We start from the raw sequence: 19,490 nt of genomic DNA on the forward strand, positions 1-19,490 counted from the left end.
CAGCCCCATGATCGACATCACCAACCGCTTCAAGGCCTGGCTCTCGCAGAGCGACCGCCGGCCGCCGCTCGGCACCTGGCTGATGGCCGCAGCACCCGCGACGGCAGAGGCTATGGGGCATTCGGGCTTCGATTTCCTCGTTGTCGACATGGAGCACGTGCCGATCGAGGTCGCCGATCTCGCCCATATCCTGCGCGCCGTCGGCACGACGCCGGCCGTTCCCGTCGTGCGTCTCGCCTGGAACGACCAGGTGCTGGTGAAGCGCTGCCTCGACGCCGGCGCCGAGACGATCATGCTGCCCTTCGTCGAGACCGCCGAGGCGGCGCGGCAGGCCGTCGCCTTCGCGAAATATCCGCCGATGGGCGTCCGCGGCGTCGCGGCGGTGCACCGGGCGTCGCGCTTCGGTGCGGCGGGCGACTATCTGAAGCGCGCCAATGACGAGACCTGCGTCATCGTCCAGCTCGAGACCCCGCAGGCGATCGGGCGGCTGGCGGAGATCGCGGCGGTGCCTGGCGTCGATGCGCTGTTCGTCGGGCCCGGCGACCTTGCAGCGTCGATGGGCCGGATCGGCGAGATCGCCCATCCCGAGGTGCAGGCGATGATTGAACGTGCAGCGAAGGACGCCAAGGCCGCCGGCAAGCCGGTCGGCATCGTCGGGCCGAACCCGGAGATGGTGACGCGCTTCCTCGGCTACGGCTATTCCTTCGCCGCCGTCGCCTCGGACATCGCGATGATGACCGGACGGGCGCGGGACTGGCTCGGCCAGTTGAAGAACGAAGCTCCGGCGCCCGGACCGTCCGGCGCGGCCTACTAGATCAGGATCCCCCAGCATGGCCGAACTCGTTCCGCTCCGCGCCGGCGCCCTCGCCGTCGACATCGCGCCGCATCTCGGCGGCTCGCTCACCGCCTTCACCCGCGGCTCGGAGCACATCCTGCGCGAGACCCCGCTGACGGCTCTCTCGGACAAGAAGCCGACGCTCGCCGGCTCCTATCCGATGATCCCCTTCTCCAACCGCATCGCCGACGCCCGCTTCGCCTTCGGCGGCGAGACTTTCCAGCTGAACCGCAATTTCGGCGACAGCCCGCATGCGATCCACGGCAATGCCTGGCAGCGGGACTGGACGGTGGAGGCGGCCGAACCGTCCGAGGCGCGGCTGTCGCTCGATCACGACCCCGCCGAGGGCGCGCGGGCGCGCGAATGGCCGTTTGCCTACCGCGCCGAACAGTCCTTCGTCCTTGAGCCCGACTCGCTCACGATCACGCTGAGCCTCGAAAATCGCGACAGCCGCGACATGCCCGCCGGGTTCGGCCTCCACCCCTATTTCGACAAGCAGGGCGCGAGCCTGAAGTTTGCGGCCGACACCGTCTGGCAGAGCGACGACCGCCTGCTGCCGACCGAGCGCACCGCCGTGCCCGAAGGCTGGAACTGCCGCGATTTCCGGACGATGGACGAGATCGCGCCGGTGGACCACCTGTTCGAGGGCTGGGGCGGCGTCGCCGAGATCGTCTATCCCGACCGCAACCTTTCGATCCGCATCGTGGCCGAGCCGATCTTCGCCAAGCTCGTCGTGTTCCGGCTGGACGAGCGCAGCTTCTTTGCGGTGGAGCCGGTGACGCATATGGTCGACGCCGTCAATCGGATGGACGGCGTTGCGAATCACGGATTGCAGGTCCTTGCGCCCGGCGCCGCCATTCGAGGCACGGTGCGGTTTGAAATTGGGACTTTGCGATGACAGCCACCGAACCCGAACTCGTCCTCGATCTGCGCTGCGAACTCGGCGAAAGCCCGGTCTGGTTGCCGGCGGAGCAGGTGCTCGTCTTCGTCGACATCAAGCGCCGGCGGCTGCACCGATTCGATCCGGTCAGCGAGCGGCATGACGGTTTCGGCCTGCCCGAGGAGATCGGCTGCGTCGCGCCGGCCAAGGAGGGCGGCTTCGTCGCCGGCCTGCGCTCCGGCATCTGGCAGCTCGACGATGCCGGCCAACCCGCGGCCATGCTGGCGGAAAATCCCGAGGATGCGAAGACGCACCGCTTCAACGACGGCTGCATCGATCCCGCCGGGCGCTTCTGGCTCGGCACGCTGGACGAGACGAAGCAGGCGGGCGACGCCCATCTCTATCGCTTCGACAGACGCGGCCTGACAAGGGTCGAGGGCGGGCTGATGACGTCGAACGGCGCCGCCTTCTCGCCCGACGGACGGTTCATGTACCACTCCGACACGCCCCGCCGCACGATCTACCGCTACGACTACGACGCTGCGACCGGCACCGCCTCAAACCGGCAGATCTTCGCGAAATGGGAAATCGCGGGCGACGATCTCGGCCGGCCGGACGGCGGCGCCGTCGATGCCGAGGGCTGCTACTGGTCGGCGCTCTATGAGGGCGGCCGCATCCGGCGCTATTCGCCGCAGGGCGAGATCCTGGCGGAATATCAGGTTCCGGCGAAGTGCCCGACGATGATCGCCTTCGGCGGGCGCGATCTTCGCACCCTCTTCATCACCACCGCCCGCTCCGGCCGGCCGGCGGACGAACTTTCCGAATTCCCGCATTCGGGCGGCCTGTTCGCCATGCAGGTGGAAACGCCCGGCCTGCCAAAACCGCCCTTCGACCCGGAAAGCTGAGCCCAAGATGTTCATCGCTCCAACCTCCGCCGCCGCCTATGAGACCGTCTGCTATGCCTCGCTGGATGGCCGCTCCGTCCTGATCACCGGCGGCGCTTCGGGCATCGGCGAGGCGATGGTGACCGCCTTCGCGGCGCAAGGGGCGCGCGTCGCCTTCGTCGACATCGATGCAGCGGCCGGGGCGCAGGTGGCGGAGCGGACCGGGGCGCGGTTCCTCCCCTGCGACGTCACCGATATCCCGGCGCTGCGCGAGGCTATCGCCGCGGTCGCCGCCGAGGCCGGCGGCATCGACGTCCTCGTCAACAATGCCGGCAAGGACGACCGGCACAGGATGGACGAGGTCGAGCCGGACTACTGGCGGCGCGCCCTCTCGCTCAACCTCGACCACCAGTTCTTCGCAACGCAGGCGGCGGCGAAGAGCATGGCGGAGCGCGGCGGCGGCTCGGTGATCATGCTCGGCTCGGTGTCCTGGATGCGCGGCATGCCGGGCATGGTCGGCTACACCACCGCCAAGGCGGCGATCAACGGCATGACCCGCACGCTGTCCCGCGAACTCGGTCCCTCCGGCATCCGCGTGAACTGCATCGTCCCCGGCGCGATCCTCACCGAGCGGCAGAAGGCGCTCTGGCTGACGCCCGAGGCCGACGCCGAGTTCATCCGGCTGCAGGCGCTGAAGTTCCGGCTGGACGCCGGCCATGTCGCCCGCCTCGCCCTCTTCCTCGGCTCCGACGAAAGCGCCGGCTGCACCGGCGCGAACTTCGTCGTCGACGCCGGCCTCAGCCACCTCTGAGCCGCGAAATGCAGATCATCGAGAGCGACGGCGGCTTCGACCTCCTCCTCGGCGGCCGCCGCATCATCGCGCATCGCACGGATTCGCCCTGCCTCTTCGTCGGCCGCGGCACCGAGCGCATGGAGATGTATCGCGGCAATTTCGATATCGAGGACACGCTGACGGCGCGCATTCCGCTCGCCCATGCAGCGGTGTCGGACTTTCAAAGCGGCTGGCGGATCGACTTCGCCTTCGCGCCCGGCCTTCCGCCGCTCCTGTCGTTGACGACCTCCGGCGATGCGCAAGGCGGCCATCTCGCCGTGACGGCGCAGGACGCCGCGCTCAACCGCTTCTGGCTGCGCGTCGTGGCGGAGCCCGGCGAACATGTCTTCGGCGGCGGCGAGCAGATGTCCTATTTCGACCTCGCGGGTCGCCGCTTCCCGCTCTGGACGTCCGAGCCCGGCGTCGGCCGCGACAAGACGAGTACGATCACCTTCGAGGCGGACCGAACGGGACGGGCCGGCGGCGACTACTACAACACCAACTATCCCCAGCCGACCTATCTCTCCTCGCGCCGCTACGCCCTGCATGTCGAGACGACGGCCTATTCGGTCTTCGACTTCCGCGATCCCGGCTTCCACGAGATCGAGGTCTGGGCGATGCCGGAGCGGATCGAGCTCTTCGCCCGTGAGAGCTTCCCCGGGATCGTCACCGCCCTGTCGGACCGCTTCGGCCGCCAGCCGCGGCTCCCCGACTGGGCGCTTCAGGGGGCGATCGTCGGGCTGAAGGACGGCGACAACTCCTTCGCCCGGCTGGAGCGCTACATCGAGGCCGGCGCGGCGGTCTCGGCGCTCTGGTGCGAGGACTGGGTCGGCCTGCGCGAGACCTCCTTCGGCAAGCGCCTGTTCTGGGACTGGCGGGCGAGCGAGACGCGCTACCCCGATCTCGAGCGCCGCATCGCCGAACTCAATCGGCGCGGCATCCGCTTCCTCGGCTATGTGAACCCCTATCTCTGCAACGACGGCGCACTCTTTGCCGAGGCCGAGGCCAAGGGCTTCCTCGCCACCAACGCCGCGGGCGGCACCTACCTCGTCGACTTCGGCGAGTTCGACTGCGGCGTCGTCGACTTCACGGACGAGGCCGCCTGCCGCTGGTTCGAGGACCGGGTGATCGGCGAGAACCTGATCGACTATGGCCTCGGCGGCTGGATGGCGGATTTCGGCGAGTATCTGCCGATCGACCTGAACCTGAAGACCGGCGCCGACCCGAAGCTGATGCACAATGCCTGGCCGGTGCTCTGGGGCGCCGTCAACGCCCGCGCCGTCGAGCGCAAGGGCCGCACGGGCGACATCGTCTTCTTCATGCGCGCCGGCTTCACCGGCATCCAGGCGCAATGCCCCCTCCTGTGGGCCGGCGACCAGTCGGTCGACTTCACGCGGCACGACGGCCTCGTCACCGTCATCGTCGGCGCTCTGTCCTCCGGCCTGCTCGGCAACGCCTACCACCACTCCGACATCGGCGGCTATACCAGCCTCTTCGGCAATGTCCGCACAGCCGAACTCCTGAAGCGCTGGGCCGAGATGGCCGCGTTCACGCCGGTGATGCGCACCCATGAGGGCAACCGGCCGACGGAGAACCTGCAGGTCGACCAGGACGCCGACGTCCTCGCCCACTTCGCCCGCATGACCCGCATCCACGCCGCGCTCTCGCCCTATCTCGCCTCGCTCGCGGGCGAAGCCGCCGCGATCGGCCTGCCGCTGCAGCGCCCGCTCTTCCTCCACCACGAGGACGATCCGCGCGCCTATGAGATCTTCGACCAGTACCTCCTCGGCCCCGACCTCCTCGTCGCGCCGGTCTGGCAGGCGGGGGCCGAAACGTGGACGCCCTACCTTCCGGCCGGCGCCGGCTGGGTGCACCTGTGGTCGGCCAAGCGCTTCGCCGGCGGCGGCACGGCGGAAGTGGAAACGCCGTTCGGACAGCCGCCGGTGTTCGTGCGCGAGGGCTCGCCTTTCGCAGACATGTTCGCGGCGCTGCAGGGGCTATGAATCCGCCAGCCGCACACGCGGCCTAAGCATTCTTCCTGCCGCCGGCCGCTAGCGGATTTGACCCTGCGTGAGCCGGCGTTGTAGGGCGTGCCGTCGAGGCGAAGGGGTGGGCCATGTTTCGTGTCTTATCCGGCATCTGGGCCCTGCTGGTCGGCATCGTCCTGATCATGCTCGGCAACGGCATGCATTTCACCCTGATCGGCCTGCGCGGCGGGCTCGAAGGGTTTTCCGCGACCGAGCTTTCGATCGTCACCTCCGGCTATTTCGTCGGCTTCCTCTCCGGGGCTCGCTACACCCCCTCGCTCATCCGCAATGTCGGGCATGTCCGCGTCTTCGCCGCGCTCGGCAGCTTCATGTCGGCGGCCCTCATCGCCTTCCCGCTGCTGACCGAGCCGTGGGCGTGGACGCTTCTGCGCCTGCTCATCGGATTTTGCATGTCGGGCATCTACGTGACGGCCGAAAGCTGGCTCAACGACGCCTCGACCAACGAGACGCGCGGCAAGGTGCTCTCCGCCTACATGATCGCCCAGACCGTCGGCATCATCGGCGCGCAGGGTCTCCTGACGCTCGGCGACGCGCGCACGTCGGTGCTGTTCATCGGCGCCTCGATCCTCGTTTCGATCTCGTTCGCGCCGATCCTCCTGACGGCCTCGCGTACTCCCGAGACGGAACTGACGCGGCCGATGCCGCTGAAGCAGCTTTTCCTGGGGTCTCCCCTCGGCACCGTCGGCATGATCCTGCTCGGCAGCGCCTATGCGACGCAATCCGGCATGGGGGCGGTCTTCGGGACGCTGGTCGGGATGACGAAGTCAGAGATCGCGCTCTTCGTCGCGATGCTGTTCACCGGTGCCCTCCTGTTCCAGTACCCGATCGGGTGGATTTCGGACCGGGTCGATCGCCGCATGATCATCTTCGCCGCCTCCGCGATCGGCGCGACCGCCTCGTTCCTCGGCTGGACGACCGGAGGCGGGCTTTGGCCGCTGATGACGGCCGCCTTCTTCGTCGGCGGGATCACGACGCCCCTCTACGCCCTGCTGCTGGCCCACACGAACGACTTCCTCGCCGCGGAAGACATGCCGGCCGCCTCCGGCGGGCTGGTGTTCACGTTCGGGATCGGCGCCATCGCCGGCCCGCTCGTCACCGGCTGGGCGATGGAGCGCATGGGCCCGATCTCGTTCTGGCTGGTGCTGGCGGTCACGTTCGCGGGGATCGCCGCCTACGCGCTCTACCGGATGACGCAGCGCGCTGCCGTGCCGGCGAGCCAGACCGAGAGCTATATCGGCGTCGTGCCGACCACATCACCCGTCGCCGTGGAAGCCGCGAGCGTCTGGGCAGCAGAACAGGCCGAGGAGAGTTCCAGCTGATCGAACCGGGTGCCGAGGCACCTTGGACTCAGCGATATTCCGGTGCACGCCCCCTAGTCGCCCTCTCCGTCGTCATACCCGTCCGCCGGCGGAAACGTCATCGCCACACCCACGCCCGGGGGCGCCTCGGCGGGGCCGAGATACTGGTCGATCAGCGCCGTCACCTCGCGGTCGCGGGCCCGCGCGGTGCGCCCGCCGAGAACGACGACGAAGATCCGACGGCCGTGCCGGATCGCGGTCGCGACGAGATTGGAGCCGGAATCGTTGATGTAGCCGGTCTTCAGCCCGTCGACGCCCTCCACCTTGCCGAGGAGATGGTTGGTCGCGTGATAGGTGCGCCCGCCATACTCGAACTCCGGCATCTTGTAGAGATAGTGATACTGCGGGAAGCGGGCGAAGAGCGCCCGGCCGAGGATCGCGAGATCGCGCGCCGTCGAGACGTTGCGCGGGTCCGGCAGGCCGTTCGGCGTCGTGAAGCGGGTGTGCCGCATGCCGAGCCGGATCGCCGTCGCGGTCATGATGTTGGCGAAGGCTTCCTGCGAGCCCGCGAGGTTCTCTGCCACCACCATCGCGACGTCGTTGCAGGATTTGACCGCCAGCGCCTCGAGCGCGACGCGAACCGGCAGCTTGTCGCCCGGCTGCATGCCGAGCTTCGAGGGTGGCTGCGCGGCCGCGTTCTCGCTGACGCTCAGCTCCGAACCGAGCGACAGCTTGCCGCTCTCGATCGTCTCGAACAGCAGGTACAGCGTCATCATCTTGGTGAGCGAGGCGGGGTAGCGCAGCCCGTCTGCCTGATCCTCATAGAGCACCCGCCCGGTCTGGTAGTCCATCACCAGGCTTGCCGGCGCTCGCACCTCGGCCGGCCCGAGATCGACCTGGACGAGCGGAAGCGGCGACAGCGGCGTCAGCCCGGCGGTCGAAAGCTGCGCCGACTGGCAGCCGACCAGCGAAAGGACGAGGACGGCCGAGACCGCCGCGCGAAGCCAGGCGGCGGGACGGGACCGGAGGAATGGGGAGAGCGGCAATGGACGACCTGCGGCTGGGTTCGCGAGGGAGCTAAAGCTCCGGCGTTTCGCCTGTCAATTTAACGGCTTGGCGTGCCGATAAGGTTAACGGACCATCGCCGCGCAGCGGCAGGCTTCGCCTTCGCCCGGCAAAAAGCTGTTCCGCTGCCCTCACGGCCGGCAGAGCGGACTTCGACGATCGACCGGTGTGTTTCCGGACGGCGGCGATTCCGGCTGCGCGGCGCCGTCGTCTCCGTGCTATGGGCGGGCCATGACGTGCAACATCCGGCCGGGCCGCCCATGACCGACAACGCCTTCATCCTCACCCTCTCCGCGCAAGACCGTCCCGGCATCGTCGCCGCGGTGACGACCGAACTCGCCGAGGCCGGTGCCAACATCGCCGAGAGCGCGCAGTTCTGGGACCGCCAGACCGGCCGCTTCTTCATGCGCATCGCCTTCACCGCGCCGCAGGCCGCTCACCGGGACGCGCTGGAGCGCCAGCTCGCGCCCGCCGCCCAGCGCTTCGACCTGAAACTCGCCATCGCTGACCAGGCGCGGGTGCCGCGCATCGTCATCATGGTCTCGAAGTTCGACCATGCACTTCTGCACCTACTCTACCAGATCAAGGTGGGCTGGCTGCGGGCCGAGGTGGTCGCGATCGTCTCCAACCACGAGGACAGCCGCAAGACGGCCGAGGACCAGGGCATCCCCTTCCACCACTGGCCGGTGACGAAGGAGACCAAGAGCGAGCAGGAGGAGAGGATCCTGAAGCTGGTGCGCGAGAACGACGTCGATCTCGTCGTCCTCGCCCGCTACATGCAGGTCCTGTCCGACAACCTGTCGCGGCGGCTGTCGGGCAAGGTGATCAACATCCACCACTCCTTCCTGCCGAGCTTCAAGGGCGCCAAGCCCTATCATCAGGCGCATGAGCGCGGCGTGAAGCTGATCGGCGCGACGGCGCACTACGTCACCGCCGACCTCGACGAGGGGCCGATCATCGAGCAGGAGACCGAGCGGGTGACGCATGCGCTCTCGCCGGACGATCTCGTTGCAGCCGGCCGCGACATCGAAAGCCGCGTGCTCGCCCGCGCGGTGAAGTACCATCTGGAGAACCGCATCATGCTGAACGGCACGAAGACGGTGGTCTTCCTCTGAACGCCGCGCCGCCGGCCTTCGCCGGCGACATCCTCCTGTCACGCGGCGGAGGGGAGAATGGCGGCACGGCCTGTCCGTTCACCTGCCGCACGCCGGTGCCATGGGGGAGCCGGCCTCCGACTCGATCCACTCCATCCATGCGGAAGGTGCCCGACATGCGCGTTGCCATCTACTTCACCCCACCCGCCGGAGCCGAACTCACCCGCAGAGCCGGCGAATGGCTCGGCCGCAGCGCCTTCGACGGCGAGGCGACGCGCGAGCCGGAGATCGCGCTCGACGCGCTGACGTCGGAGCCCGCCCGCTACGGCTTCCACGCCACGATGAAGGCGCCGTTCCGCCTCGCCGAGGCGGCGGATCTGGAGGAACTCGACGCGCGCCTCGCCGCCTTCTGCGCCTCGCGCGATCCGGTGACGATCGCGAACCTCAAGGTCGCGCAGCTCGGCCCCTTCTTCGCCTTCGTCCCGGAGACGGCGCCGCCGGCGCTCGGCGAGCTGGAGGAGGCCGTGGTGCGCGCCTTCGAGCCGCTGCGCGCAGCCCTGACCGAGGAGGAATACCAGCGCCGGCATCCCGAGCGGCTGAGCGAGAAGGAGCGGGAGAACCTGAAGACCTGGGGCTACCCGCATGTCTTCGACGCCTTCCGCTTCCACATGACGCTGACCGGTCCGGTGGCGCCGGAACGCCAGGACGAGGCGCGCGAGCGCATCGCGGAGCATTTCGGCAATCTCGACGGTCAGCCGCTGACCATCGACCAGCTGGCGATCTTCCTGGAGCCGGAGCGGGGCGCGCCGTTCAGGGTCCATTCGCTCCACCGGTTCCGCCCGCAGGGTTGACGGCACCGGGGCAGCGGCTCGACAAGAGGGCGCGCCCGTTCCGGGCCGCCGAACGGGAGGCTCCACGATGAACGACACCGGCAATCCGGATGCCCCGGCGAAGGTCGCCGTTCTGGACGCGCCCGCCTGCCGGCTCGGCGAAGGCCCGACCTTCGACGCGGCGACCGGCACCGCCTTCTGGTTCGACATCAAGAGAAAAGCGCTCTTCGAGATGCCGCGCGGCGCGACCACGCCCACCATCCACGCCCTCCCCTTCATGGCGAGCGCGCTGGCGGTGGTGGACAGGGAGCGGCAGCTGGTCTTTGCCGAGGACGGCCTCCATCTCCGCGACGCCGCGACCGGCCGGCTGACGCTGCATCGCCCGCTCGAGGCCGACAAGCCGCAGAACCGCTGCAACGACGCGCGGGTGCATCCCTCGGGCGCCTTCTGGCTCGGCACGATGGGCAAGGCGGCCGAACGCGAAGCCGGCGCCATCTACTGGTACCGCGCCGGCGAGCTGCGCCCCCTCTACGAGCGCGTCGGCATCCCGAATTCGATCTGCTTTTCGCCGGACGGCGCGACGGGCTACTTCACCGACTCGCAGGATCACCGGCTGATGCGGGTGCCGCTCGACCCGGCAACCGGCCTGCCGCTCGGCGATCCCGAGGTCCTCTACGACCAGCGCGGCGAGGAGGGAACGCTGGACGGCTCCGTCTGCGACGCGGACGGCGTTATCTGGAACGCGCGGTGGGGTGCCGGACGCCTCGAAGCCTATTCGCCGCAAGGCAAGCGCATCCGCTCGATCGAGCTGCCGACGCGTCTGACGACCTGCCCCTGCTTCATCGGCGACGACCTCGGCCGCATCCTCGTGACCTCGGCCTCCGACGAATTGTCCGAGGCGGAGTTGGCGGCCGATCCGAATGCCGGCAAGACCTTCGTCGTCGATCTTCCCGTGCGCGGCCGCGCCGACCCGCTTGTGGTCCTGTAGTATAGTGGAATGCGGCCGGTACCCGCGGAGGATGCCGGCCGCTCGGGCGGCGCGGGAGGGAATGCGCCGCCCGTCGTGTCAGGCCGGTCAGCCGTTGTCGGGACCGAAACCGTCGTCGTCATCGGGACCCTGCGGCCCCGGGCCCATGCCGTGATGCGGCCCCATGGCCGGCCCCATGTCGTCGCCAGGTCCCATGTGGTGGGGGCCCATGCGGTCGGGCCGCATTCCGTCGCCGGGGCCCATCTTCTCGCCGCGACCCCAGCCGTGGTGATGGTGGTGCCAGCCGCCGTGTCGCGCGCGGGCTTCCATCATCATCGACCGGACGAGACCGCGCGCCGTCTGCACCTGCTCGTCGGTCAGGACGTTCTGGAGTTGGCCGATGGCGTTCTTCAGCGCCTTCGCCTTCTCCCCGCGATCGATGGCGCGGTCGGCGAAACGGTCGAGGAAGCGGAAGGCCCGGGCCTTGGCGTTGTCCTGACCCACCGCGGCCGGTCCGCCGTTGTCCGCGGCGGACGGCTGGCCGTTCGCCCGGGGCCCCGGTGCCGGCGGGTTGCCCGGCTGCGGCGCATTGGCGTTCGGCATCATGCGGACGCCGCCGGGTGCGCCCGGCCCGCCCGGTCCGCCCATGAACGGCGGCTGCGAGGCTTCCACGAAGGCGATCAGCGCGCCGGTGAAGTTGCGCCACGCGCCCATCTGGTCGGGCCTGACGCCGATGCCGGTCTCGATGATCGACAGCGCGCCGGCGATCTTTGCCGGCGCCATCATGCCGGGCATGCCGGGGTGATGCGGTCCCCAGCCCGGGCCGCCCTGCGGGCCCGGATGCCGGCCGCCGGGACCTCTATCCCAGCCAGGGCCGTGGTCGGCCATCCGCTGCGGGCCGTGATGCGGCGGCGGCGGAATCTGCGGTCCGCCCTGCGGCCCTCCCTGCGGGCCCATGGCCTGGCCCGGCCCCGGTCCGGCGGCGGGCGGCGGCGGGGGCGTCGGCTGACCGGATTGCTGCGCCATGGCGACGCCGGTGGATGCCATCAGCGCCGCGGCGAAGACCGCGGCGACACGGCGCGTGCGACCGGCTCTGCCGGCACGGTTCGTTTCGGTGATCATCATCGATATCCTCTCGTTCGATGCGTGATGGTCGGAAGCTAGGGGCCGGATGTTGCGATCGTGCGGCCGCAGATTGCGAAATGTCGCGAGCCGGGCGGAAACTTGTTACGGAACGTTGCGCGGGCCCCGCCCGCAACACGGCGAAACAAAAATCGGCTCGCGGGGGCAGAGGCGGCGCTTCAAAGAGGAGAAGCGAGTGCGCGCGAGGGACCTGCCATGAGTACACCCAACATCCTGGTCGTCGACGACGATCCCGAGATCGGCCGCCTGCTCGGAAAGTATCTGGACGGCCAGGGGTTCCGGTGCGCGATCGCGGCCAATCGCCGGCAGTGCGAGCAGAAGATCGCCGACAGCCGGGTCGACCTCGTGGTGCTCGACGTCATGCTGCCCGACGGGTCCGGCCTCGACATCTGCCGCGACCTGAAGGAGCGCCGGCCGGAGATCGCGATCATCCTCCTGACCGCGCTGAAGGAGGACGTCGACCGCATCATCGGTCTGGAACTCGGGGCCGACGACTATCTCGGCAAGCCGTTCAACCCGCGCGAACTCGCCGCCCGCATCCGGGCCGTCCTGCGGCGCGGCAGCGGCGCCGGCGGCGAGACCTCGCAGGAACCGCAGGCGCGCAGCTATGCCTTCGAGGGCTTCTCCGTCGAGCCGGATCGCCGTTCGGTCAGGGATGGCCAGGGCGAGGAGATCCCGCTGACGGGCGCCGAGTTCGACCTGTTGATGATCTTTCTCGACCGGCCCGGCCGCGTGCTCTCCCGCGACGTGCTGATGGACCTTTTGCACGGTCGCTCCGCCGATCCCTTCGACCGGTCGATCGACGTCACGATGAGCCGCCTCAGGCGCAAGTTCAACGACAGCGGCGTCTTCCGCCTGTTCAAGACGGTCCGCAACGGCGGCTATCAGTTCGCGGCCCGGGTCGAAAAGCACGGGACCGAGACCGAATGAAGTCGCTCCGCTCGCGGCTGGCGCTCCTCCTCGTGGCCGCGATCCTCGGCGTCGTCGCGATCGCCGGACTGATCTCGGTGCAGGTGCTGGAACGGCCGGACCACGAGAGCTTCCAGGCGACCTTCGCCGAGGAGGTCCGCATCATCGCGACGGTGCTGGCCAGCGACCCCACGGCAGCCGAACGGCTCGGCGTCGAGATCGGCGGCATGCCGCGGTCCGGACCGGACTTCCTGGTGCGCGAGAGCGAGGGGATCCACGATGTCCTCGCCCAGAAGGGGCTCGACATCCCGGTCCGCATCGCCAGCGATCCCCGGTCGAGGACGCGGCAGCTCGCCTTCGAATTCTCGCCGGGCAAGTGGGCCTACCTGCCCTATCCCGGCTTTCCGCCGCGCAACCGGGCCGGCTTCATCGCCTATCTCTCGATTGTTGCCGTCGGCGCCGCGGCCGTCTCGATCTATGCCGCGACCAAGATCACGCGACCCTTGCGCATCCTCGACGAGGCCGTCTCCTCGGTCGGCCCCGACGGCCTGCCGGCGCATGTGCCGGAGGACGGGCCCGTCGAGGTGCGGGCCACCGCCTCGGCGCTGAACCGGCTGACGGCGCGGGTCCGGGCGGCGATTGAAGGGCGCATGCGGCTCGTCGCCGCCGCCGGGCACGATCTGAGGACCCCGATGACGCGCATGCGGCTGCGCGCCGAGTTCCTGCCGGACGAGGAGCGCGAGACCTGGCTGAAGGACCTCGCCGAGCTCGACCGGATCGCCGATTCCGCGATCCGGCTGGTGCGCGAGGAAGTCGATCCGGCAGCGCGCGAGCCGATCGAGCTCGGGCCGCTGCTCGCCGAAATCACCGGGGAACTGCGCGAAATCGGCCATCCGGTCGCGGCTCTCGACACCGGCACCCGCCCCGTCTCCACCGCGGCGCGGCCGCTGGCGCTGAAGCGCGCGCTGCGCAACCTCATCGACAACGCCGCCGTCCATGGCGGCGGCGCCGACGTATCGCTGTCGCAGGCGGCGGGCGCTGCGGTCATCACCATCGCCGACCGCGGCCCCGGCATACCCGACGAGCTGATCACGCGGGCGTTCGAGCCCTTCTTCCGCGTCGATCCCGGCCGGCGGCAGCTGAAGCCGGGCGCCGGTCTCGGCATGGCGATCGCCAAGGAGATCATCGACCAGTCCGGCGGCTCGATCGAGATCGCCAACCGGAAGGGCGGCGGACTGACCCAGACGGTGCGCCTGCCGCTGGCGCAGGAGGGAGCTGTGTAGTGGCGAGCTATCCCCGCGGATCATAGCGACCGAGCCCTATGGCCGGGGATGCCGGCCGGCACCCGTCTCTCTCTCTCTCTCTCTCTCTCTCTCTCTCTCTCTCTCTCTCTCTTCCTCTCTTCGGTCGGTGATCGGCGCGGCCAGTTACGTTTCTTCACGGGATCGATCGGCGCGACGCGGGATTACCCCTTTTGAAACGGGCGACCAGCCCGTCACTCGAAGTGAAGGAGTTCGGCCATGCTGTTGAAGCCGATTGCAGTCATCCTCAGTCTCGCCGTCGCGGCCCCCGCCATCGGCGCGGTTCCGGCACTCGCGCAGACCAACCGCCCGCAGCACCACGACGTTACGCGGCCGCCGGTGCCGCAGGAAGCGGATCGCCGGCACGAGGATCGCGGGCCCCGCCATCGCATCGCCCGGCATGTCCGCCATGATCGGCATCCGGCCTGGCACCGCCGCGGCGGTGCCAGGCCGGATGCCGAGCGCGGTCACGTGGTGACCGACTGGCGCAGGCACGGCCTGCACCGCCCCGGCCGCGGCCAGCGCTGGGTCCGCGTCGGCAACGAGTACATCCTCATCGCCGGCGCGACCGGCCTGGTCGCCAGCATCGTCGCGGCCTCGCAGTAGGCGCGGCCGCGCAAACGAACGCGTCGATCCGTCGGCGCTCGGAGGGGGCCGGTCATGCGCGTCATGGCCGGCTCTGTTGCGTCGCGGCGGCTCTCGAACGACTGAGGTGGCGCGAGGCGATCCCGTGAACCCGTGAGGCTGGAGACCAGCGTGCCGACGCCATCGCCCGCTGGCCGACTCCGCCGCTGACACGCCTTGTTCCGCATCGCGCGGCTGGTCTATGGAAGCTGCATCGGGAATGCGATCGGCCCGGCTTCGTCCAAGCCATCATCGCCGTTCCGGCGCACGTGCCTCTCCATTCTCCGCCTCATCGAGCGCTTCCGTCCCATGGCACCCACCACCCGGCTTCTTCTCGGCGGATTCCTGACGCTCGGCCTCGTGATGGGCGTCGGGCGCTTTGTCTACACGCCGCTCCTGCCGCTGATGCAGCGCGACTACGGTTTCGGCCCGAGCACGGCGGGCCTGATCGCCGCTGCGAACTTCGCCGGCTATCTCGCGGGGTCGTTGCTGACCTCCTTCGTGCGGCCGGGCCGGCCAAGGCGCGTCGCCTTCCGAAGCGCCGTCGTGGCCAGCGTCCTGTCCACCCTCGCCATGGGCCTCACGGGCAGCCTCGGCGGCTGGCTGGTGCTGCGGACGGTGTCGGGGCTCGCCAGCGCCTTCGCGATGATCTCGGCCGCCGGCATGATCGCCGAATCGCTGGCGAAGGTCGATTCGGAGGCGCGGCTGAGCTGGGTGTTCGGCGGCGTCGGCAGCGGGATCGCCGTGTCCGGCCTGATCGTGCATCTCGCAGCGCCGGCCCTCAGTTCGGCGGCCCTGTGGATCGCCGTCGGCCTCGTCTCGGGACTGCTCGTCCCGTTCATCTTCGCGGCCGTCGGCGACCGCGACCTGCCGCGCAGCGACAAGCCGCGCGATCCCCGGCGGCGGATCCCGCGGCCGCTGCCGTTCTGGCCGCTCTTCGTCAACTATACCTGCGAGGGGCTCGGCTACTCGGTCTTCGCCACCTTCATCGTCGCCATGGTCAAGGGCCGGCCCGGGCTGGAGGCGATGGGCGACTGGGTGTGGATCGTCGTCGGCCTCGCGGGCCTGCCGAGCTGCCTCGTCTGGTCGCGCATCGCGGAGCGGATAGGCTTCTCCGCCGCGCTCGCGACGGCCTATGTCGCGCAGATCGTCGGCGTCCTCTTGCCGGCCGTCAGCGACAGCGGCGCGGCAGCGATCCTCGGCGCGATCCTGTTCGGCGGCACCTTCATGGCGATCACGCTGCTGACGATGCCGCTCGGTCGGCACGGGCTCGGCGGCCGCGGCTTCGCGATCCTCACGGCCGGCTTCGGTCTTGGCCAGATGCTCGGGCCGCTCGCCGCCGGCCTCCTGGTTTCGGGGCCGGCGGACTATGCGACGGCGCTCGTCGCTTCGGCGGCCGTGCTGGTCGTCGGCCTCGCCTCGCTCGGTTTTGCGATCCGCATGCGACCGGCAGGCGCCGCAGCCTGACGCCCGCTCCCGGCCTGCAGCTCAGGCCGGCGCGCCGGCGACCTCGCCACCGCTCCCGTCGAAGGTCTCGAGCTCGCCGATGAAGTTGTCGCACCAGGTCTCGGCCGTTCCCGCGAAGACCGCCTCCCGCATGCCTTCCCAGCGCCGGCTGCGCTCGTCGAAGGGCATGGTCAACGCACGCTGCAGGGCCCGGGCCACGTCGTCCGTCGAATAGGGATTGACCACCAGCGCGTCGTTCTCCAGCTCCGCCCGCGCACCGGCAAAGCGCGAGAGGATGAGGACGCCGGGATCGCTCGGATCCTGGGCGGCGACGAATTCCTTGGCGACGAGGTTCATGCCGTCGCGCAGCGGCGTCACCAGGCAGACCCGTGCCGCACGGTAGATCCCGGCGAGCGCCCGGCGGGTGAAGCCGCGCGTCATGATCTGGATCGGCGTCCAGTCGAGCGTCGCGAAGCGGCCGTTGATGTGGCCGGCGAGTTCCTCCAGCTCGCGCCTGAGCTCGACATAGGCGTCGAGTTCCGAGCGCGACAGCGGCGCCACCTGCAGGAACTGCACCTTGCCGCGGTTCTCCGGATAGTCCTCGAGCAGCCGCTCGAAGCCCTTGAAGCGCTCGACCAGCCCCTTCGAATAGTCCATCCGGTCGACGCCGACGATCTGCAGCCGCTCGCCGGCGAGATCGCGCAGCATCTCCTCGTGCTCGCCGGCCTCCGGCGATACGGCGAAGCGCGCATAGCCGGTCGCGTCGATGCCGATGGGAAAGGCCTTGGCGACGATGGTCCGGTCGCCGACCCGGATGCGGTGGCCGGGCAGCTTCTCGCCGCCGAGCTCGCGTACGCAGAAATTGGCGAAGTTGCGCCGGTCGGTGTCGGTCTGGAAGCCGACGACGTCATAGGCCAGCATCGCCCGCACGATGTCGTGGCTCGCCGGCAGCGCCGTGAAAATCTCCGGGGCGCAGAACGGAATGTGCAGGAAGAAGCCGATCCGGCCCTTGAAGCCGCACTGCCTCAGTTCCGAGCCGAGATAGAAGAAGTGGTAGTCGTGCACCCAGACGAGGTCGTCCGGCTCGAGGAGCGGGGCCAGCCGCGCCGCGAAACGCTGGTTCACCGACCGGTAGATCCGGTCCGACTGGCGGTCGAACTCAGCCAGGTCGAGCCGGTAGTGCAGCAGCGGCCAGAGCGAGCGGTTGGCGTAATGGAGATAGAAGCCTTCCAGCTCCTCCTTGTTCATGTCGATCGTCGTCATCGACACATGGTCCTGGATGACGGTTTCGGCCTCCCTGAAGGTGCCCTCGTCCGAGGTATTGCCGCTCCAGCCGAACCACAGTCCGCCGCGACGCTTGAGCGCGTCCGACAGGCCGACCGCGAGACCGCCCGCCTTGCCTTCGTCGCTCAACGGCCCCACGCGGTTCGACACGGCGACCAGCCGCCGCTGTCTCTCAGCCATCGTCTCCCTTCCCCATGCCAGCGGCCGACGAAGGCCGGCCCGCTCTTCTTCTTTCGTTGTCGATGTCGTTTGCCTCAGTCGGGCACGCCGAGCCAGCGATGCACCGCCGGAACGTCCGCGAGGCGGAATTCGGCGGCGCTCGGCTTGGAGCCGGCCTTGATCGAGACCCCACCCGCCTGGCGCACCGTCTTCAGCGCGAACTCGTCCGTCGTATCGTCGCCGACATAGATCGGCACGCGCCCCTTGAACGGGGGATGTTCCATCATCGCGCCGAGCGCGACGCCCTTGTCCATCCCCGCCGGATGCACCTCGACGATGTTGTCGCCGTTCATGACGACGAGATCGTCCCGGCCGGACGTCGCCTGCGCCATCGCGGCCTCGGCGGCTTCCTGGAGATCCCCGGCGGTGCGGTAGTGCAGGACGAGGGCGGTGCCCTTGTCCTCGAGCTTCAGGCGCGGATGCGCGGCGAGGACATCGGTGAGGGCGCTGCGGACATCGTCGAGGAGTTCCGGCCCGGCGAGACGCTCGACCGCCGCTCCCGGCGCAGGCCGCCGTTCCAGGCCGTGCACCCCTGCCGCGGCGAATCGCAGCGGCGCGAGGAACCGGTCGAGATCGGAAATCCGCCGTCCGCTGACGATCGCCAGCGCGCCGGAGAGTTCCTCCGACAGCGCCTCCAGCCGCTCCAGCGCCGGCGGCGCGAGCCGCACGCCGTCCGGATCGTCGACGAGTTCGACCAGCGTCCCGTCGAAGTCGAGGAAGACGGCGTGGCGACTCGGATCGATGGCGGGCGGCTTCAACATGATGCCATGCAAGATAGAGAGCGTGACCGCCGATGCCACCCAAAAAGGCCCCGGCGATCACATTCCTCACAGAAGCGCGAGCAGCGTCGCCGCATCGCAGGCGCCTGTCGGCGGCAGGGCCTGGCTGGCCTGGAACGCGCCGAGCGCGGCCTCGGTCCTGGCGCCGAAGATCCCGTCCAGCGCCACCGCATGGCCGTGCGCCGCGAGCGCGGTCTGCAGCCGCTCGACCAGCGGGCCCCGGCCGCCGCGCCGGAACGGCGCCAGCGCCGCCTCTGTCGCCGGCCCGAAGACGCCGTCCACCGCGATCTGCTGTCCCCAGCGCGCTAGCGCCGCCTGGAGTTGCCGCACCGCCTCCCCGGTCGCGCCCATCGCGAGCGGCGCAGGATCGCTCCCGCCGCCGCCCCGCGACAACATCGACACGGCCTGATGATAGGCCGTCCGGATCTTCGTGTCGTAGCGGTTCTGGGCGTAGGCCGGGCCGTTGTAGCGCCGGGCGAAGCCGGCGAAGTCTCCCGCCGCCAGGCGCGCTGCGAGCTTGCCGGCGGCCAGGAACCGCGCCCCGACTGTCATCTGGCCGCCGATCGAGCCGCGCGCGCAGGCGGCCAGCGCCGCGGCCGACTCGAAGCCGAGGCTCTTCCAGTTCGAGCCCATCACCTGGCAGAGTCCCCAGGAGACGGAGCCGGCCGCCGCCTCGGCGTCGATTGCGGCCGCGCGGTCGAAAAGCTGCCACCGGCCGGCCTGCGAGGCCGGATTCCTCACACCGCCCGCCTTCGGGCTCGCCAGCCCCGCCGCCCGCGCCCGCGCCCGGTCGGCCTTCTTGAGCAGGCGATCGAAATAATGGCCCTCGAAGCGGATCAGCGGCTCCGCCCGCCTGTCGAAGAAGGCGAGCGGCACGGCCCGCGTCTCGACGATCGCGACGGCGACGAGCGCCGCCGGATCGACCGTCTCCGCCGCGCCGACCCGGCGCGCCGCCTCCAGAACGTCACCTTGAACCTGCATGTCCCGATCCCGCGTTCACGTCCGACACGAGGCTCAGTGTCGGCGCGATGCGGGGGACGGGGACAAGTTTT

At 69.7% G+C, this 19,490-nt stretch carries 19 protein-coding genes; 14 read left to right on the forward strand and 5 right to left on the reverse strand.

From position 1 onward, the window contains the following. The first annotated feature begins 7 nt into the window (after positions 1-7). The 6 genes from AB5S17_RS06340 (at position 8) to AB5S17_RS06365 (ending at position 6,798) form a co-directional block, all read left to right on the forward strand. Positions 8-814: an HpcH/HpaI aldolase/citrate lyase family protein gene (locus tag AB5S17_RS06340; protein WP_369237293.1), complete on the forward strand. Its 807-nt coding sequence runs from the start codon at positions 8-10 to the stop codon at positions 812-814. Positions 815-830: 16 nt separating this feature from the next. Further along, positions 831-1,733: an aldose 1-epimerase gene (locus AB5S17_RS06345; protein WP_369237295.1), complete on the forward strand. Its 903-nt coding sequence runs from the start codon at positions 831-833 to the stop codon at positions 1,731-1,733. Further along, positions 1,730-2,620 (forward strand): SMP-30/gluconolactonase/LRE family protein, encoded by an 891-nt coding sequence (locus AB5S17_RS06350; RefSeq protein WP_369237297.1) that lies wholly within the window; start codon positions 1,730-1,732, stop codon positions 2,618-2,620. The genes AB5S17_RS06345 and AB5S17_RS06350 overlap by 4 nt, the downstream gene beginning before the upstream one ends. Before the next feature lie 7 nt (positions 2,621-2,627). After that, positions 2,628-3,410 carry an SDR family NAD(P)-dependent oxidoreductase gene (locus tag AB5S17_RS06355; protein WP_369237299.1) on the forward strand — a complete coding sequence of 261 codons (783 nt, stop codon included), beginning with the start codon at positions 2,628-2,630 and terminating at the stop codon, positions 3,408-3,410. 8 nt (positions 3,411-3,418) lie between these two features. Further along, the gene (locus AB5S17_RS06360) at positions 3,419-5,434 is read left to right on the forward strand and encodes an alpha-glucosidase (protein ID WP_369237301.1); all 2,016 of its coding nucleotides are present in this window, start codon (positions 3,419-3,421) and stop codon (positions 5,432-5,434) included. A gap of 113 nt (positions 5,435-5,547) precedes the next feature. Beyond that, entirely contained in the window at positions 5,548-6,798 is a 1,251-nt protein-coding gene (locus AB5S17_RS06365) for an MFS transporter (RefSeq protein WP_369237303.1), read from the forward strand. 53 nt (positions 6,799-6,851) lie between these two features. Here the strand turns inward: AB5S17_RS06365 and AB5S17_RS06370 are convergent, their stop codons facing one another. Then, positions 6,852-7,823, reverse strand: coding sequence for a D-alanyl-D-alanine carboxypeptidase family protein (locus AB5S17_RS06370; protein ID WP_369237305.1), 972 nt, complete (start codon positions 7,821-7,823; stop codon positions 6,852-6,854). A 279-nt stretch (positions 7,824-8,102) separates the two neighbouring features. On the opposite strand from AB5S17_RS06370, the gene purU reads away from it, so the two are divergent. The 3 genes from purU to AB5S17_RS06385 all read left to right on the forward strand — a co-directional run bounded on the left by purU (position 8,103) and on the right by AB5S17_RS06385 (position 10,754). After that, entirely contained in the window at positions 8,103-8,957 is an 855-nt protein-coding gene (gene purU, locus AB5S17_RS06375; protein ID WP_369237307.1) for a formyltetrahydrofolate deformylase, read from the forward strand. 155 nt (positions 8,958-9,112) lie between these two features. After that, positions 9,113-9,787: a DUF1045 domain-containing protein gene (locus tag AB5S17_RS06380; RefSeq protein WP_369237310.1), complete on the forward strand. Its 675-nt coding sequence runs from the start codon at positions 9,113-9,115 to the stop codon at positions 9,785-9,787. Positions 9,788-9,854: 67 nt separating this feature from the next. After that, on the forward strand, positions 9,855-10,754 hold the full coding sequence (locus AB5S17_RS06385; RefSeq protein WP_369237312.1) for an SMP-30/gluconolactonase/LRE family protein: 900 nt from the start codon (positions 9,855-9,857) through the stop codon (positions 10,752-10,754). Positions 10,755-10,841: 87 nt separating this feature from the next. Here the strand turns inward: AB5S17_RS06385 and AB5S17_RS06390 are convergent, their stop codons facing one another. Next, on the reverse strand, positions 10,842-11,519 hold the full coding sequence (locus AB5S17_RS06390; protein WP_369237314.1) for a hypothetical protein: 678 nt from the start codon (positions 11,517-11,519) through the stop codon (positions 10,842-10,844). A 238-nt stretch (positions 11,520-11,757) separates the two neighbouring features. Between AB5S17_RS06390 and AB5S17_RS06395 the strand changes: the two genes are divergently transcribed. The 5 genes from AB5S17_RS06395 (at position 11,758) to AB5S17_RS06415 (ending at position 16,177) form a co-directional block, all read left to right on the forward strand. Next, on the forward strand, positions 11,758-11,883 hold the full coding sequence (locus AB5S17_RS06395; RefSeq protein WP_369237316.1) for a hypothetical protein: 126 nt from the start codon (positions 11,758-11,760) through the stop codon (positions 11,881-11,883). 188 nt (positions 11,884-12,071) lie between these two features. Further along, positions 12,072-12,806 carry a response regulator gene (locus AB5S17_RS06400; protein WP_369237318.1) on the forward strand — a complete coding sequence of 245 codons (735 nt, stop codon included), beginning with the start codon at positions 12,072-12,074 and terminating at the stop codon, positions 12,804-12,806. Further along, positions 12,803-14,068, forward strand: coding sequence for an ATP-binding protein (locus AB5S17_RS06405; protein ID WP_369237320.1), 1,266 nt, complete (start codon positions 12,803-12,805; stop codon positions 14,066-14,068). Before AB5S17_RS06400 ends, AB5S17_RS06405 begins: the two co-directional genes overlap by 4 nt. Before the next feature lie 237 nt (positions 14,069-14,305). After that, a complete protein-coding gene (locus AB5S17_RS06410; RefSeq protein ID WP_369237322.1) occupies positions 14,306-14,692 on the forward strand; it encodes an RcnB family protein in 387 nt (128 codons plus the stop codon). 327 nt (positions 14,693-15,019) lie between these two features. After that, positions 15,020-16,177 (forward strand): YbfB/YjiJ family MFS transporter, encoded by a 1,158-nt coding sequence (locus tag AB5S17_RS06415; protein ID WP_369237324.1) that lies wholly within the window; start codon positions 15,020-15,022, stop codon positions 16,175-16,177. Positions 16,178-16,198: 21 nt separating this feature from the next. Here the strand turns inward: AB5S17_RS06415 and AB5S17_RS06420 are convergent, their stop codons facing one another. The 3 genes from AB5S17_RS06420 to AB5S17_RS06430 form a co-directional block, all read right to left on the reverse strand. Beyond that, entirely contained in the window at positions 16,199-17,620 is a 1,422-nt protein-coding gene (locus AB5S17_RS06420; RefSeq protein ID WP_369237326.1) for a trehalose-6-phosphate synthase, read from the reverse strand. Between the two features lie 74 nt (positions 17,621-17,694). Then, positions 17,695-18,420 carry a trehalose-phosphatase gene (gene otsB / locus AB5S17_RS06425; RefSeq protein ID WP_369237328.1) on the reverse strand — a complete coding sequence of 242 codons (726 nt, stop codon included), beginning with the start codon at positions 18,418-18,420 and terminating at the stop codon, positions 17,695-17,697. A 66-nt stretch (positions 18,421-18,486) separates the two neighbouring features. Continuing rightward, positions 18,487-19,419 carry an N-acetylmuramidase domain-containing protein gene (locus AB5S17_RS06430; RefSeq protein ID WP_369237330.1) on the reverse strand — a complete coding sequence of 311 codons (933 nt, stop codon included), beginning with the start codon at positions 19,417-19,419 and terminating at the stop codon, positions 18,487-18,489. Between the last annotated feature and the right edge of the window lie 71 nt (positions 19,420-19,490).

The sequence above is a fragment of the Jiella sp. M17.18 genome, from assembly GCF_041027365.1.
Lineage (GTDB): Bacteria > Pseudomonadota > Alphaproteobacteria > Rhizobiales > Rhizobiaceae > VKMB-3413.

Bases quoted from the DNA above. Each gene is read 5' to 3' on its own strand.
- AB5S17_RS06340 (WP_369237293.1), top strand. From the start codon at position 8: ATGATCGACATCACCAACCGCTTCAAGGCCTGGCTCTCGCAGAGCGAC.
- AB5S17_RS06345 (WP_369237295.1), top strand. From the start codon at position 831: ATGGCCGAACTCGTTCCGCTCCGCGCCGGCGCCCTCGCCGTCGACATC.
- AB5S17_RS06350 (WP_369237297.1), top strand. From the start codon at position 1,730: ATGACAGCCACCGAACCCGAACTCGTCCTCGATCTGCGCTGCGAACTC.
- AB5S17_RS06355 (WP_369237299.1), top strand. From the start codon at position 2,628: ATGTTCATCGCTCCAACCTCCGCCGCCGCCTATGAGACCGTCTGCTAT.
- AB5S17_RS06360 (WP_369237301.1), top strand. From the start codon at position 3,419: ATGCAGATCATCGAGAGCGACGGCGGCTTCGACCTCCTCCTCGGCGGC.
- AB5S17_RS06365 (WP_369237303.1), top strand. From the start codon at position 5,548: ATGTTTCGTGTCTTATCCGGCATCTGGGCCCTGCTGGTCGGCATCGTC.
- purU (WP_369237307.1), top strand. From the start codon at position 8,103: ATGACCGACAACGCCTTCATCCTCACCCTCTCCGCGCAAGACCGTCCC.
- AB5S17_RS06380 (WP_369237310.1), top strand. From the start codon at position 9,113: ATGCGCGTTGCCATCTACTTCACCCCACCCGCCGGAGCCGAACTCACC.
- AB5S17_RS06385 (WP_369237312.1), top strand. From the start codon at position 9,855: ATGAACGACACCGGCAATCCGGATGCCCCGGCGAAGGTCGCCGTTCTG.
- AB5S17_RS06390 (WP_369237314.1), bottom strand. From the start codon at position 11,519: ATGATGGCGCCGGCAAAGATCGCCGGCGCGCTGTCGATCATCGAGACC.
- AB5S17_RS06395 (WP_369237316.1), top strand. From the start codon at position 11,758: ATGGCGACGCCGGTGGATGCCATCAGCGCCGCGGCGAAGACCGCGGCG.
- AB5S17_RS06400 (WP_369237318.1), top strand. From the start codon at position 12,072: ATGAGTACACCCAACATCCTGGTCGTCGACGACGATCCCGAGATCGGC.
- AB5S17_RS06405 (WP_369237320.1), top strand. From the start codon at position 12,803: ATGAAGTCGCTCCGCTCGCGGCTGGCGCTCCTCCTCGTGGCCGCGATC.
- AB5S17_RS06410 (WP_369237322.1), top strand. From the start codon at position 14,306: ATGCTGTTGAAGCCGATTGCAGTCATCCTCAGTCTCGCCGTCGCGGCC.
- AB5S17_RS06415 (WP_369237324.1), top strand. From the start codon at position 15,020: ATGGCACCCACCACCCGGCTTCTTCTCGGCGGATTCCTGACGCTCGGC.
- AB5S17_RS06420 (WP_369237326.1), bottom strand. From the start codon at position 17,620: ATGGCTGAGAGACAGCGGCGGCTGGTCGCCGTGTCGAACCGCGTGGGG.
- otsB (WP_369237328.1), bottom strand. From the start codon at position 18,420: ATGTTGAAGCCGCCCGCCATCGATCCGAGTCGCCACGCCGTCTTCCTC.
- AB5S17_RS06430 (WP_369237330.1), bottom strand. From the start codon at position 19,419: ATGCAGGTTCAAGGTGACGTTCTGGAGGCGGCGCGCCGGGTCGGCGCG.